Below are 15,477 nucleotides of genomic sequence, written 5' to 3'. Positions count from 1 at the left end.
TGGTATGTTTAAAATCAAAAATTAGTCGGGTTCAACATCCACAATGAGGTCACTGGTGATGGCTTCTAAAGCGTCCACAACATGCTCTTTATCCATACCTGGAGGTAGGCTGACAGTGGCAAATGCACTGAAAATTGGTAGCCCCCAGTTAGGTGCGCTTTGCTGTCTAGAATTCAGGTGCGTAATGTTTGCGCCTTTGTGACGAATGACGGTAGAAAGCTCTTGGATAATGCCTGGACGGTCATTGCCCGTGATAACCAAGTTGAGTTTTTCTATTTGAGTTTCAGGCTTGCTGTGCACGCCGTGTTCAATGCGGACCTCAAGCTCTGGTAATGTATGAAGTGCATCTTGTAATGCTTGTAAATGCTCTTCTGCAACTTCTACGAGTACGATACCTGCAAATTGACCAGCTAAATGGCTTAAGTTACTGGTTGCCCAGTTACCATGGTGCTGTAAAATTGTGGCAGATATTTCTTCTACGAGACCAGGTCGGTCCTTACCTATAAGTGTTAATACTAACTGCTTCATATCACATGTCTCTTATTATTAAATGCCTTTATGGCGGTGGTGGAAAAGCGATTAATCGCCCTTTAAGGCTAGTAAAAGTCAGAGATATTTCCAATCAGATACGGCTTGCTTTGTAAACAAATGCAAATGAAAACGCAATGCATTCAAAAGAGGATTTGCGTGGGCGTAATAAAAGTTAAAAAAAGGAACAAATTCATCATGGCTGATGTAACATAACTGTCATCTTGATGAAATATAATGCGCCGCAACTTGATAATAAAAAGGTGTTTTGATGACTTCCAATCCGCAAAAACCGTCCTTCAAAACGGATAGAAGCCGTCTCTTTAAAGACCGCTTTGCCCAATTTGGCATTACCTCGGGTGGGGTGATGGTATTGGTTGCTTTGCTTCTGATCTTCTTTTACTTACTTTATGTCGTACAGCCGATATTTGAATCGGCAAGTGTGACTAAACGCACGGAATTAGCTCTTCAAAGTAATAAAACGTATTACGGATTAGGCATGGAAGAGCAAACTGAAATTGCTTACCTACTTGATAGTGCAGGGCAAGTTGATTTTTATCAAATCAAAGGCGATAAGTCTGGTGAACAGCTGAGCTCTCTAACTGTTGAGTTAGACGGGCAAGTTAACAGCTTTGCACAGAGCGCACCTTTTTTAGGTATATATGCCTATGGCTTAGATAATGGTCAAGTCCAGTTAGTTAAACCGAGTTTTCTGATCTCATTCCCTGGTAATGAGCGTGTGATGAAGCCGCGCTTGAGTTATCCGCTAGATGGCGTTCAGCTGGTCGTTGATGAGCAAGGGCAAGCTATCAAGCAATTTGCTTTCAGTCATTATGAAGATAAAACCGCAGTGATCGCGCAAACTGAAGATAAGCGCGTTATCTTTGCCTCGTTTAGTGCAGAGGAGAATATGTTCTCTGGTGAAATCGAATGGGTGGTTGAGCGCAGCTTATTGCCGATTGAAGGGCGTATTGATGAAATGTTGATATCGCCAGACACCACCCGTGTATTTATTCGTTCGGCAAACCAGATTTACGTATTTGATACGCGTTTTGCCGATGAGGTAGAGCAGATTCAGTTGCTTGCAGCGAATGAAGAAAACGCCAATCTGGTTAATATGAGTTTATTGGCTGGTGCCAACTCATTGATGATCAGTAACGATAATGGTGAAGTATCTCAGTGGTTTGAAGTCAATACGGATGACGGGCGTCAGTTTGCCAAGATCCGTGCATTTGAAAGTATCGCAGGTGCACAAGTTGATATCTTCAGTGAGTTTTATCGCCGTACTTTCTTTACCACGACCAATACTGGTGAGTTAGGGCTCTATTATACAACAAGTGAAGCGCACCTTTGGCAAGGCAAAGTCACTGATGGGGCGATTGAGCAATTCGCAGTATCACCTCGTGCCAATGCAGCGTTGTTGCTGTCTGAAAAAACTTTGAGCGTAGTTGAGCTTCACAATGAGCACCCAGAAGTAACCTGGTCTGCACTGTGGCAAGAAGTGTGGTACGAAGGTTACCCTGAGCCTGCATATACTTGGCAGTCAACCTCAGCAAGTGATGACTTCGAGTCTAAATTCTCCTTGGTGCCAATCTCATTTGGTACGATCAAAGCGGCTATGTATGCGATGTTATTTGCAGTACCAATTGCGCTGTCAGCAGCCATTTATACCGCTTATTTCATGTCGCCGGAGCTACGTCGAGTGGTCAAGCCTACAGTAGAGATCATGGAAGCTTTACCAACCGTGATCTTGGGTTTCTTAGCTGGCCTTTGGTTAGCGCCACTGATAGAAGCGCATTTACCGGCCATCGTTGCCTTGTTGATATTGTTGCCGATTTCTATCCTTGCGACGGCATTTGGCTGGACTAAATTGCCGAAGCAAATCCGTCACTTACTGCCAGATGGCTGGCATTCAATATTGCTTATCCCTGTTGTGCTTTTCATCGGTTGGTTGTCTTTTGCAATTAGTGACAGCATTGAAGTGTGGATGTTTGGCGGTAATGTTCGTCAGTATCTAACCAATGAATTAGGCCTCACGTTCGACCAACGTAACTCTTTGGTTGTGGGTATTGCGATGGGCTTTGCGGTGATTCCAACTATTTTCTCTATTGCTGAAGACGCAGTATTCAGTGTGCCAAAGCATTTATCAAACGGCTCCTTAGCATTGGGCGCAACACAGTGGCAGACATTGGTTCGCGTGGTTCTATTGACAGCGAGCCCAGGTATTTTCTCAGCGGTCATGATGGGCTTAGGTCGTGCCGTGGGCGAGACCATGATTGTATTAATGGCAACGGGTAATACGCCAATTATGGATTGGAGTATCTTCCAAGGTATGCGTACGCTTGCCGCGAACATTGCTGTGGAAATGCCGGAGTCAGAAGTGGGGAGTTCTCACTACCGAATTCTATTCTTAGCCGCTTTTGTACTGTTTATTTTTACATTTATCTTTAACACGGTTGCTGAATTTGTTCGACAGCAGTTACGTGATAAATACAGCTCGATGTAATGGAGTGATGACATGGTAAGACAATGGTTTAAGTCAGGATCTCCGTGGATCTGGATGACAGGTGGTGCAGTTAGCATCAGTTTAATCTCGGTGATTGGCCTCTTGGCAATGATCGCGTGGAAAGGGTTGAGCTTCTTTTGGCCAACAGAAGTTGTGCAGTTTGAGCTTGAAGGTTCTGTTGCAAAGCAAACCGTTATTGGTGAAATCTACGACCGTGAAATGGTGCCTAAAGAGCGATTAGTCGCTGCTGGGTATGATTTATTCGACTATCAAGACGAGTATGTAGAGCGTCTTCTAGTTAAAACCGGTAACCGTGAGTTTGTTGAGCTCGATTTCCGTTGGATTTTAACAACGGATATTCAAAGCCAATCAGTGCCAGAAAAGATGGCGGTTTTTGAACGCAGTAAAAACGGTAACTTTTATGGTTATGTTGTTCGCGTCATTGAAGATGGTCAGGTGGTTTCGCAAAACTCAGTTACGCGTTTAGAAGAGTTAGTCGAACGCGCCGTAGATTTAAATGAAGAAGCATTAGATCTTCAAAATGGCGATATTGGCCATATTAACTATGAGCTTGAAAGATTGCGCTTAAAGGAGCGTGGTTATCAGCTTGATAATGAATTAACAGCAGAAATTAAAGCGGACCTAGAAGCGCAGCGTGCACAGCTTCGTGAAGACTACAAAGTGTTTGAAAAGCGTTTGTTTGAGCTGCGCGGTGATGCAAAGCGTGACTATGTCGTCGTACGTGATATGCGTGGCGAAGAAGTCACTTTACCACTTTATCAAGTTCTGGATGTGTGGTTCCCAAATAATATGGGCTTCTTTGCAAAAGTTGGCCATTACTTCTCACAAACGGGTAAATTTATCAGTGATGACCCACGTGAAGCGAATACCGAGGGCGGTGTCTTCCCTGCGATCTTCGGTACTGTTTTCATGGTAATGTTGATGGCAGTGATTGTTACGCCATTTGGTGTGGTAGCTGCAATTTACTTACATGAGTATGCAGCGAAAAACGCCGTGACTAAAATGATCCGTATTGCTGTGATTAACTTGGCAGGTGTACCTTCTATTGTTTACGGTGTATTTGGCTTAGGTTTCTTTGTGTATATGCTTGGTGGCTCTATTGACCAATTGTTTTATCCAGAAGCTGCGCCAAGTCCAGTATTTGGTACGCCAGGGGTAATTTGGTCAGCACTGACACTGGCTATTTTGACATTACCTGTTGTAATTGTGTCAACAGAAGAAGGTTTGTCACGTATTCCAAGTTCAGTTCGTCATGGTTCATTAGCACTGGGTGCAACAAAAGCGGAGACGCTATGGCGTATTATCGTGCCAATGGCCAGTCCTGCTATCATGACCGGTTTAATTTTAGCAGTTGCGCGTGCAGCGGGTGAGGTTGCACCTCTGATGCTAGTGGGCGTGGTAAAAATGGCACCAACCTTACCACTTGACGGTAACTTCCCTTATATTCATTTAGATCGTAAGTTTATGCACTTAGGTTTCCATATCTATGATGTTGGTTTCCAAAGTCCAAATGTTGAGGCGGCACGCCCATTGGTGTATGCAACAGCCTTCTTACTTGTTACGGTGATCATTGCGCTAAATATTACAGCGATTGGCATTCGTAACCACTTACGCGAAAAATTCAGAGCTCTAGAGCACTAATAGTACAGATTTGAAATAGGTATCCTTTTATGATTACAGTAGCGCCACAAGTAAATAACGCAGATGCTAATATTAAGTTAGATCTTGCCAACTTGAGCCCAGAGCAAACCGCTTTAGAGATCAAAGACCTTGACCTTTACTATGGTGATAAGCAAGCTCTGAGTAAAATCAACATGTTGATCCCAAAGGGTCAAGTAACCGCGTTCATCGGCCCATCAGGTTGTGGTAAATCAACGCTCTTGCGTTGTATCAACCGCATGAATGACTTAGTCGATACATGCCGCATTGAAGGTGAAATTAACCTTCAAGGGCAAAATATCTATGATAAAAGCGTTGATGTTGCAGCACTGCGACGCAACGTGGGGATGGTATTCCAAAGACCAAACCCTTTCCCTAAGTCTATTTATGAAAATGTCGTTTACGGCCTTCGCCTGCAAGGTATTAAAGATAAGCGTAAACTTGATGAAGTTGTAGAGCGTTCACTACGCGGTGCGGCACTTTGGGATGAAGTGAAAGACCGTCTACATGATAGTGCATTTGGTCTTTCTGGTGGTCAGCAGCAGCGTCTTGTCATTGCGCGCTCCATCGCCATTGAGCCTGAAGTATTACTGCTGGACGAGCCAACCTCGGCACTAGACCCGATTTCAACACTGGTTATCGAAGAACTCATCAATGATTTAAAAGATAAGTATACTGTTGTTATTGTTACGCATAACATGCAACAAGCTGCGCGTGTATCTGATCAAACTGCTTTCATGTATATGGGCGAGCTCATTGAGTATTCAGATACCAATACACTATTTACAACACCAACGAAGAAGAAGACCGAAGACTACATCACAGGTCGTTACGGTTAATTTATGACAGTGTGGTTGCCCACATACTGGGCAACTTGTTGGAGTTGTTATCAAAGGTAGGGTTTTAGATGGAACACAATATTAATAAGCATATCTCTGGCCGCTTTAATGAAGAGCTAGAAAACGTAAGAAATCATGTATTAAGTATGGGTGGGCTGGTTGAGCAGCAACTTAACCTTGCACTGGATGCCGTTAGCACTAGTGATGCGGACAAAGCGCGTAAAGTCAGTGAAAATGATTACAAAGTCAATGCGATGGAAGTAAACATTGATGAAGAGTGTACGCGTATTATTGCTAAAAGACAGCCAGCAGCCAGTGACTTGAGATTGGTTGTCGCCATTGCTAAAACGATTGCAGACTTGGAGCGTATTGGTGACGAAGCGGAACGTATCGCCAAAGTCGCACTTGATTCATTTACTAAAGATCAGCAGCACCTGTTGGTAAATGTAGAAAACATGGGTCGCCTAGTCTCTAAAATGTTACATGATGTGCTGGACTCTTTTGCACGAATGGATGCACAACGTGCATTTGAAGTGCATAAAGAAGATGCCAAAGTTGACAGAGAATATGAAGCACTTACCCGCCAAATTATGACTTATATGATGGAAGACCCGCGCTCTATCCCAAAAATTATGGACCTAGTTTGGTCGGTTCGTTCACTTGAGCGTATTGGCGATCGCTGTCAAAACATCGCTGAATATGTCATTTATTTTGTCAACGGTAAAGATATTCGCCATACCTCTCAAGAAGATATCGAAAAGAGTTTATAGGTTTACAAGGGATTAGTCGGAATAAATTGGACGATTAATCCCAAGTTCACGATAAAAATCGTTCACAATTTCGGTTAATGCTGTAAACTTGGCCTTTGCACATGCATATAATTATGATTTAAGGGTCAGTTATGCCTAGTAATGCGTTTTTAGGAGTCTTTGCAAAATCTCCTATAAAGCCGATTGAAGAGCACATTAAGATAGTGCATCAAGCCAGTGAAAGCTTGATCCCGTTCTTTGAACATGTCTTCAAAGGGGAGTGGACTGAAGCGGATGCACTTCGCGTTAATATTCGTAACCTAGAACGTGAAGCAGATTCGCTTAAGCGAGAAGTACGTCTTCAGCTGCCTCGCGGTCTATTTATGCCAGTTGAACGGACTGATTTACTGGAACTTATTACCCATCAAGATAAAATCGCCAATAAAGCCAAAGACATCGCTGGTCGAGTCGTTGGCCGTGAAATGGTGATCCCCGAATCGATTCAAAAAGAGTTTGTTGCATACCTATCTCGTTGTGTAGATGCAACGAAACAAGCCTCGAAAGCGATTAACGAGCTGGATGAACTGTTAGAAACAGGCTTCAGAGGTCGTGAGGTTGTATTAGTCGAGAAAATGTTGAGTGAGCTTGATGCCATTGAACAAGATACCGATGACATGCAAATTAGAATTCGCCAAGAACTTCGTCAAGTTGAAGCTGATCTTAACCCGGTTGATGTGATGTTTTTATACAAGATCATCGAATGGGTAGGGGAATTGGCTGATATCGCGGAGCGTGTTGGTGCTCGCCTCGAGGTAATGTTAGCACGCTGATTTATCAGCGATAGTTTATAAAGAAGTACACCGTTGTTACTCTCAAAGCCTAGACTAGAGAGCGGCGGTGTTGTGTTTGTTTAATAACTATTTATATGTGTTCTCATAATCAAGAGTGTGACGAGATAAGCGTATAAATACATAATCAGTGTTTAAAAAACACTAAAGGTTTTTCAATGGATATCATTGCTTCTCATGGCTCGATGTTAGTACTCATCGCAGCGGCAGTTGGTTTCTTTATGGCTTATGGTATTGGTGCAAACGATGTTGCAAACGCCATGGGTACTTCAGTGGGGTCAAAAGCCCTTACAATCAAGCAGGCAATCATCATTGCGATGATTTTTGAATTTGCTGGCGCCTACCTAGCAGGTGGTGAAGTAACGTCGACGATCCGTAAAGGGATCATTGATGCAGCCCCGTTTGCTGACATCCCTGAATTAATGGTGTTAGGTATGATCTCGGCACTATTCGCTGCAGGTACTTGGCTGTTATTAGCGTCAGCACTGGGCTGGCCGGTATCAACGACGCATTCAATCATTGGTGCAATCATTGGTTTTGCTTTAGTTGCCGTAGGTAGCGAAGCGATTCAGTGGGGCAAAGTTGCTGGTATCGTAGGTAGCTGGGTCGTAACGCCTGCCATCTCAGGCTTCATTGCTTACCTTATCTTTATGAGTGCGCAAAAGCTGATCTTTGATACAGATAAGCCGCTTACTAATGCAAAGCGCTTTGTGCCTTTCTACATGGGTCTAGCTGGCTTCGTAATGTCTTTGGTTACTATTAAAAAGGGCTTGAAGCACATCGGTATTAACTTAGGTACTGTTGAAGGCTATGCGCTTGCAATTGGTATTGCAGTATTGATTGGTCTAATTGGTAAAGTGTTTATTGCACGTATGAAGATGGATCCAAATGCTGATAAGCAAATGCAGTTCAATAATGTTGAAAAAGTATTTGCCGTATTAATGGTGCTAACAGCGTGTTGTATGGCCTTTGCACACGGTTCAAACGATGTTGCAAACGCGATTGGTCCACTAGCTGCGGTTGTAAATATTGTAGAAAACAACGGTGAAATGGCGAAAAAAGCTGAGCTGGCTTGGTGGATCTTACCACTAGGTGGTTTAGGCATCGTAGTTGGTCTTGCTGTATTAGGTAAAAAAGTAATTAAAACCATTGGTGAAGGTATTACTCACCTGACACCAAGTCGTGGCTTTGCTGCTGAACTTGCAGCGGCGTCGACGGTTGTTATCGCTTCAGGTACTGGTTTGCCTATTTCGACGACACAAACATTAGTAGGTGCCGTTTTAGGTGTTGGTATGGCACGCGGAATAGCAGCACTTAATATGGGTGTCATCAGAAACATTGTGGTTTCTTGGGTTATCACATTGCCAGTCGGTGCAGCCCTTGCTATTGTTATATTCTATATTTTGAGAAGCGCGTTCGGCGTTTAACAAAAAAACAGACTTTTAGCTTGAAAAGATCTCAGCGCCATTGGTGTTGGGGTCTTTTTATTTATGGGTATATCAGTGAATAACTTACCAAGTATAAAACAATTACAATATCTGATCGCTGTACATCAGCAGCAGCACTTCGGTCGTGCTGCTGAGGCATGTTTTGTGGGTCAATCTACACTCAGTAGTGCGATTCAAAATTTGGAAGAAACGCTTGGCTGTCAGCTAATTGAGCGTGAAAATCGCAGCTTGATGTTTACGGACGTGGGTGAAGAAGTTGTCGCGCGAGCGAAGAAAATCATTGATGATTCAATTAGCGTTGTTGAGTTAACGAAAAGTTTTAAAAACCCATTGTCTGGCAAGCTTGTATTGGGGTTAATCCCGACGATTGCGAGCTTTATTGCTGCGCCCTTGTACCAGTACTGCCAAGAGGTTTTCCCAAATCTTCAACTTGTATTGGTTGAGGATACCAGTGATAGGCTACTCGACAAGTTGGAGCATGGCCAAATTGATATGGGAATATTGGCTCTGCCATACAGGACCGATAAATTCCATACGCAGATTTTGACTAAGGATCATTTTTCTTTGGTTCATCACCAAGACTATGCGATCCCTGAAGTCTTAGAAGATTTTAATTTGCTGCCTAAAGACAGTGTGTTCTTACTAGAGCGTGAGCACTGTATGACAGGACATGCCTTGAGTGCATGTAACTTGACACGCAGTGAGTGTATTAACCCGTTTGAGGCTGCGAATCTGCATACGTTATTGAGTATGGTTGAATACCAAAATGGCGTGACTTTTTTACCTCAAATGGCGCTCAATGCGGGTATTTTAGAGGGAAAGCCAATGGTAACGCTAGCGCCTCAAGCAGATGCGTATCGTGAAATAGGCCTTTTGTGGCGCAAGACTACAGGCAGAATTCGCGACTTTAGGTTATTCAGTAATGAGGTGGGTGAATTTATTAAAAAGCAGTGCCAATAGCACTGCTTTTGAATAGCATGAAATCATTGCTTAAGTCGAACTGAGCTTGCTCTGTGACATAATATTGGGTAAAAATAATAAGTATACCCATACAACTAGGTTAAAGTACGGCACAAACCCTAATACCGTGAATAGCTTAGTTGGATACCCTTTTTGTTTGGCGCAGCGGTAACATTGTAGTGTGATCAAACAATGCACCAGTGATAGAAACAGAATAAACTGAAACATACTTATCTCCCCGAATTCCATTACGAGATGTGCTCAAATCCATTGCATGTCTTCAACTTATATGTATATAAGTTAAATAAGAAGACATTCATTGCGAGCTTTTATTATAGTTGAGTTTTTAATCGACTGCAGCGACTTTTTTCCCCGTTTTGATTAGCATGCTGTTTTTAGGGATAAAATAGTTTCTAATTGATGCTTAAGTTGTTCGATAGGGAGCGGCTTTGAAATGAAGTAACCTTGACCATAGTCGACCCCAATTTTGTTTAACTCATCAAAAATTTCTCTAGTTTCAACATATTCTGCAACTGAGCACTTATCTAGCGAATGACTAATATCATTGACTGCCTTGACCAGAGCGAGGTCAATTGGATCGTTTAACATGTCACGCACGAATGAGCCATCTATTTTTACATGCTGTGCTGGCAGCTGCTTTAAGTAACTGAAGGTACTGAAACCGGTACCAAAATCGTCAATTGAAAAGTGACACCCAAGTTGGTTAAGTTGCTTGATCATTAACTGAGTTGCACTGAGGTTATTGATACTTGCAGACTCTGTGATTTCAAAAATAATGCAGTGTGCGGGCACTTGAAAATCTCGCAGACAAGCCTGTATATGTGGCATGAGCCGTTCATCGAGAAATGATTGCGCAGAGAGGTTGACAGACAGTTGGTGTAGTTCAGGGTAATTGGCTACCGCGCGAATACTCTCTCTAATTACAGACTGATCCATTAAAAATGTATCATTGAGTAGTTCAAGTGCGGGAATAAATTGATTTGGGTAAACCAAATTACCTTCAATCTCAAGGCGTAGCAGTGCCTCGAAATACGCGATCTGATTGTTTTTAAAATCCCAGATAGGCTGATAGTGAAGTTCAAACTGATTGTTTTTAAGTGCTTCTCGAACACTATGCCCCCACTCTAGCCCCGTTTGTAAGGTGCTATTTTTAGCATCTTCTTTGGTATAGCAGTGAACCAGATTGCGGCCAAGATTTTTCGCGATATAAAGAGCGATGTCAGATTGCTTTAGGCATTCACTTGGATCGCAATTGCTTGGTGAAATTAAAGTTAAGCCAATTGAGCAACTGATTGTGTAGCTGGCTTCTTCAGAGTGAAATTGGTGATTTTCAATGGCGCTACAAATACCCTCTGCGATCATATGGGCATCAAGTAAGCGGGTATTTTTAAGTAAAATCGCAAACTCATCGCCGCCTATACGGAAAATAAGATGCTCTTGGGCAATATGAGCGCGAAATAGTTGAGCCACCTCTTGGAGTACAATATCACCTTGCTGGTGGCCTTTACTGTCATTAATGATCTTAAAATGGTCTAAATCAATGTAGATTAATGCATGCTCTGTATCGAAGTTTTGCGTGGCCTCTTTGCAGAAATGGTTCAGTTGTTGGTCAAAGTAATAACGGTTATGCAGGCCTGTGAGCGTATCGTGCAATGCTAAGTGGCGGAGCTGTAATTCAGCTTCTTTTCGTTCATGTATATTGTCAATGGTTGCCGTGATCGAGGCGCTATTTGTTTGATTTTTAATGAGTTGAAAACGGCACTCTACCCAAATTGCAGCGCCTGATTGGTGTGTTAATTGTAATTCGACGTTGGATGCGTGTGGACCGTTGAGTACATCTGTTATGGCTGTATTTAAAGCTGTAAGATGATCTGGGTGCACATACTCTCTTAGCTTTGTGGCCAAAGTTGATTTAAGTTTGCGTCCAGTGAGATGCTCCCAAGCCGGATTAATAAAGCGTATGCACCCTGTGGCGTCTAATTCAAGTACAACGGTGTTCAGATGTAAAAGAATGCGTTGGTGCGCAGAGAAGAGCTCTTTATAGCTTTGCTCTCTGCGACTGAGTTGCTCTACTTTATTGGCAAACTCAGCATAGCTCACCATAAAGTCTTCACGTCTTGCTGCATGATCACAGACCTTGCTTAGCAAAGACAAATTATAGGGGGCTCTAATAAAATCAGTTACGCCCAAAAGCAGCAGTTGCTCAGCATAATCGGCATTTCGACTATCAATGATAGTTACGATCGCTTGACTAGGCTTATGTTGGAGAATATTCGCCACCAGCTCTTTAGTGCTTTCTGCTCGGGTAGATGTTGCATCGAGTAATACAATGGAGTAATCGTTTTGTAAAAACTCGGAAAGCGCAGCATTTTCGGTTGAAACCGTATTACAGCTAAAACTTAAAGCAAGGTGATCGCTGATACTCGCAGCTTTTTTGCTGTTGGGCTCTAACAGAAGTAAGTTCAGTCGACTGCTTTTTTCGAGGTGAGTCGACAGAACATTGGCCAAAACTTGCGGCAGTACGTCATGCCTTTCTAACGGCAGTACAGCATCGATGCTGTAACTTCTAGCCGTGGTCTCAGCTATGCGTTCACAATAGGTAGGTGGGATCAGAACAATAGGGGTGTTTTTTGGGGTTTTAAGTAGCCCTGAACGGATCATACGCGAGAACCGCCAGCCATCAATTTTACCTACGTTCAGTCCGCTGATGACCAGATCAACAGCTTGCTTTTTTAGCAGCTGTAAAGCAGCTTGTGTGTCGCTTTGCTCTATTATATGAAATACATTGAGCTTTTGTAACGTTCTTATTACGGTTTGACGCTCACCATGATCGGCATTGACAAGTAGTAGAGTAAGCTGTTTAGCCATGGCGTTACGACCCCAAACCCATGTTTTAAGTTTTTAAATGTTGCCCATTGATACTTATTTGCATGTTTTATATTGCTTTTTTGGCAATATAAAAAGCGGGCACCGGATATCTTGAAAAGAACTAATACATGCAAAACTGTCAGTAGAGTAAAGCTATTTATTGCAACTGACAAGAGGTGAAAAAGTATGAATAGATCATGCTTGTTGCTTGATTTCGTCATCTCGCAGCACTAGACTTGCCGCCTAATTGCACGATATGAGGTTTTATATGCGCGTTGCTGACTTTAACTTTGAACTTCCTGATGAATTAATTGCCCGTCACCCTAAGGCCGAGCGTACCAGTAGTCGCCTGCTAACACTTAATGGAAATAACGGCGAATTAGAGCATAAGATCTTTAAAGATATTATTGATCTGATTGAGCCCGAAGACTTAATTATTTTCAATAATACCAAGGTGATCCCTGCTCGTATGTTTGGGCAAAAGTCCACAGGTGGCAAGGTAGAAGTTTTGGTGGAGCGCATTGTAGATGAACATCGAGTACTTGCGCATGTTCGTTCAAGTAAATCGCCCAAGCCAGGCGCAGAGTTGATTTTAGAAGACAAAGCGCATGCAACTATGGTTGCACGCCATGGCGAGCTCTTTGAATTAGAGTTTAAAGGCGAGCACTCAGTTCTGACAATTCTAGATGAAATTGGCCACATGCCATTACCGCCTTATATCGACCGTCCAGATGAAGAAGGTGACAAAGAGCGCTATCAGACCGTGTATGGAGAAAAACCAGGCGCGGTTGCTGCTCCAACAGCGGGTTTGCACTTTGACGATAACTTAATGGTGCAGCTTAAAGACAAGGGTGTTGAAATGGCCTTTGTGACCTTGCATGTTGGCGCCGGTACTTTCCAGCCTGTCCGTGTTGATGACGTCAATGATCACCACATGCACTCTGAATATATTGAAGTACCTGATGAAGTTGTGGATGCTGTGGCTAAATGTAAAAGTCGTGGTGGCCGTGTTATCGCGGTTGGTACAACGTCGGTCCGTTCTTTAGAGTCGGCAGCAAAGGTACACGATGGAGAGTTAAAGACTTTCTATGGCGACACGGACATTTTTATTTATCCTGGCTATCAGTTCAATGTGGTCGATGTGATGATCACTAACTTTCACCTGCCAGAGTCAACCTTGATTATGCTGGTCAGTGCCTTTTCAGGACAAGAGCACATCATGAATGCGTATCACGAGGCGATTGCACAAAAATATCGCTTCTTTAGTTATGGTGATGCTATGTTTTTGACTAAAAAACAGTAATATAGAATTTATAAACCGGCCAAGTGCCGGTTTTTTTATATTTACAACCAACGCTTTTTAATTTGTGACTTTATTTATCCCTTTTTAGCCCCAATATTAGAATTGCTCGGGCTTTATTGGTAGAATCTGACAGTTTACATGGCCTGTTTATTAGTATGGGCCATTGGTTGAGTTTTGTTGGACTGTTTTTCCGACGCGAGGTAGTTATGAAATTTGAATTAGATTGTACGCATGGCAAGGCACGTCGCGGACGCTTAGTATTTGATCGTGGTGTAGTTGAAACACCCGCATTTATGCCTGTAGGCACTTACGGCACAGTAAAAGGTATGACGCCAGATGAGCTAAAAGACACTGGTGCGCATATTTGTTTAGGAAACACTTTTCATTTGATGCTGCGTCCAGGCACTGAAATCATAAAGCAACACGGTGATTTGCATGATTTCATGAACTGGGATAAGCCAATTTTGACTGATTCAGGCGGTTTCCAGGTGTTCAGCCTAGGTGCAATGCGTAAGATTTCTGAAGAAGGCGTGCTGTTTAAGTCTCCTGTCAACGGTGAGAAGATCATGTTGTCTCCAGAAAAAGCTATGGAAGTACAGCGTGACTTGGGCTCAGATATCGTCATGATTTTTGACGAGTGTACACCATACCCTGCAACGGAAAAAGAAGCGAAAGATTCAATGGAGTTATCACTTCGTTGGGCAAAACGTTCTAAAGAAGCACATGGTGATAACCCATCTGCTTTGTTTGGTATTATTCAAGGTGGCATGTACCCAGAATTGCGCGCTGAATCGCAAAAAGGGCTAGAAGACATCGGTTTTGATGGCTATGCCTTAGGTGGTTTATCAGTGGGTGAACCAAAAGAAGAGATGGTTAAGATCCTTGACCATTGTGCGTATAAAATGCCAGAACAGAAGCCTCGTTACTTAATGGGCGTGGGCAAACCAGAAGACTTGGTTGAAGCTGTTCGTCGTGGTATTGATATGTTTGACTGTGTTATGCCAACGCGTAACGCGCGAAATGGACACTTGTTTGTTACCGATGGTGTGATTAAAATCCGTAACGCTGTTCATAAAACAGATACAAGCCCGCTTGATGCGGAGTGTGATTGTCACACATGTAAAAATTACTCACGTGCGTACCTGCACCACCTAGATAAGTGTAATGAAATTTTAGGTGCGCGTTTAAATACTATCCACAACTTACGTTACTATCAGCGTTTGATGGAAGGTATGAGAAATGCCCTGACTGAAGGGACATTTGATGAGTTTGTCGCTGACTTTTATGAGCGTAGAGGGCTGCCAGTGCCGCCACTTGCTGATGTAGAAGCAGAATAAAGTTTTATATAAAAATTAAATGAGGAAGAGCAATGAGCTTATTTATTTCTAGCGCCCACGCAAGCACAGCGGCAGCCGCGCCAGCTGGTGGCGGTATGGAAATGCTTATCATGTTGGCTATTTTCGGTTTGGTATTTTATTTCTTAATTTACCGTCCGCAGGCCAAACGTGTTAAAGAGCACAAAGATCTAATGGGTGCACTTGGTAAAGGCGATGAAGTCTTAACGTCAGGTGGTCTAGTTGGTAAAGTTTCGAAGGTTGCAGAAGACAAAGATTTCGTGGTAATTGCCCTGAATGATCAAGTTGAAGTAACTGTACAGAAGTCAGCAGTGGCAGCCGTTTTACCTAAGGGTACAATGAAGTCGCTATAACAATAACAAAGGGATAATC

13 protein-coding genes are annotated in these 15,477 nt (G+C 42.9%); 10 read left to right on the top strand and 3 right to left on the bottom strand.

Features of this window, described 5'->3' with window-relative positions:
• Positions 1-21: 21 nt before the first annotated feature.
• The gene (locus AC2CZC_RS03790) at positions 22-528 is read right to left on the bottom strand and encodes a glycine cleavage system transcriptional repressor (protein ID WP_063361501.1); all 507 of its coding nucleotides are present in this window, start codon (positions 526-528) and stop codon (positions 22-24) included.
• Positions 529-799: 271 nt separating this feature from the next.
• On the opposite strand from AC2CZC_RS03790, the gene AC2CZC_RS03785 reads away from it, so the two are divergent.
• The 7 genes from AC2CZC_RS03785 to AC2CZC_RS03755 all read left to right on the top strand — a co-directional run bounded on the left by AC2CZC_RS03785 (position 800) and on the right by AC2CZC_RS03755 (position 9,558).
• Positions 800-3,034 (top strand): ABC transporter permease subunit, encoded by a 2,235-nt coding sequence (locus AC2CZC_RS03785; protein ID WP_484583869.1) that lies wholly within the window; start codon positions 800-802, stop codon positions 3,032-3,034.
• Between the two features lie 12 nt (positions 3,035-3,046).
• A complete protein-coding gene (pstA, locus tag AC2CZC_RS03780) occupies positions 3,047-4,696 on the top strand; it encodes a phosphate ABC transporter permease PstA (protein ID WP_484583868.1) in 1,650 nt (549 codons plus the stop codon).
• A gap of 29 nt (positions 4,697-4,725) precedes the next feature.
• Positions 4,726-5,553 (top strand): phosphate ABC transporter ATP-binding protein PstB, encoded by an 828-nt coding sequence (gene pstB, locus AC2CZC_RS03775; RefSeq protein WP_484583867.1) that lies wholly within the window; start codon positions 4,726-4,728, stop codon positions 5,551-5,553.
• Positions 5,554-5,621: 68 nt separating this feature from the next.
• On the top strand, positions 5,622-6,323 hold the full coding sequence (phoU, locus tag AC2CZC_RS03770; RefSeq protein WP_063374480.1) for a phosphate signaling complex protein PhoU: 702 nt from the start codon (positions 5,622-5,624) through the stop codon (positions 6,321-6,323).
• Positions 6,324-6,454: 131 nt separating this feature from the next.
• The gene (locus tag AC2CZC_RS03765; protein ID WP_063361505.1) at positions 6,455-7,132 is read left to right on the top strand and encodes a TIGR00153 family protein; all 678 of its coding nucleotides are present in this window, start codon (positions 6,455-6,457) and stop codon (positions 7,130-7,132) included.
• Between the two features lie 176 nt (positions 7,133-7,308).
• Positions 7,309-8,577: an inorganic phosphate transporter gene (locus tag AC2CZC_RS03760; protein WP_063361506.1), complete on the top strand. Its 1,269-nt coding sequence runs from the start codon at positions 7,309-7,311 to the stop codon at positions 8,575-8,577.
• 75 nt (positions 8,578-8,652) lie between these two features.
• Positions 8,653-9,558 (top strand): hydrogen peroxide-inducible genes activator, encoded by a 906-nt coding sequence (locus AC2CZC_RS03755; RefSeq protein ID WP_484583866.1) that lies wholly within the window; start codon positions 8,653-8,655, stop codon positions 9,556-9,558.
• A 30-nt stretch (positions 9,559-9,588) separates the two neighbouring features.
• Here the strand turns inward: AC2CZC_RS03755 and AC2CZC_RS03750 are convergent, their stop codons facing one another.
• Together AC2CZC_RS03750 and AC2CZC_RS03745 are read right to left on the bottom strand one after the other, a co-directional pair.
• Positions 9,589-9,786: a hypothetical protein gene (locus AC2CZC_RS03750; protein ID WP_080928335.1), complete on the bottom strand. Its 198-nt coding sequence runs from the start codon at positions 9,784-9,786 to the stop codon at positions 9,589-9,591.
• Positions 9,787-9,939: 153 nt separating this feature from the next.
• Positions 9,940-12,447 carry a GGDEF/EAL domain-containing response regulator gene (locus AC2CZC_RS03745; protein ID WP_484583865.1) on the bottom strand — a complete coding sequence of 836 codons (2,508 nt, stop codon included), beginning with the start codon at positions 12,445-12,447 and terminating at the stop codon, positions 9,940-9,942.
• 268 nt (positions 12,448-12,715) lie between these two features.
• Here AC2CZC_RS03745 and queA point away from each other — a divergent pair, with 268 nt between their 5' ends.
• From queA to yajC, 3 genes are all read left to right on the top strand, one after another.
• Positions 12,716-13,750, top strand: a complete 1,035-nt coding sequence (gene queA, locus AC2CZC_RS03740) for a tRNA preQ1(34) S-adenosylmethionine ribosyltransferase-isomerase QueA (protein ID WP_484583864.1) — start codon at positions 12,716-12,718, stop codon at positions 13,748-13,750.
• Between the two features lie 206 nt (positions 13,751-13,956).
• Entirely contained in the window at positions 13,957-15,087 is a 1,131-nt protein-coding gene (gene tgt, locus AC2CZC_RS03735; protein ID WP_063361509.1) for a tRNA guanosine(34) transglycosylase Tgt, read from the top strand.
• A 32-nt stretch (positions 15,088-15,119) separates the two neighbouring features.
• On the top strand, positions 15,120-15,458 hold the full coding sequence (gene yajC / locus AC2CZC_RS03730; RefSeq protein WP_023397444.1) for a preprotein translocase subunit YajC: 339 nt from the start codon (positions 15,120-15,122) through the stop codon (positions 15,456-15,458).
• Positions 15,459-15,477 lie beyond the last annotated feature (19 nt).

The organism is Pseudoalteromonas sp. MMG033, assembly GCF_057197785.1.
This window is presented reverse-complemented; position numbering and strand designations above follow the sequence as displayed.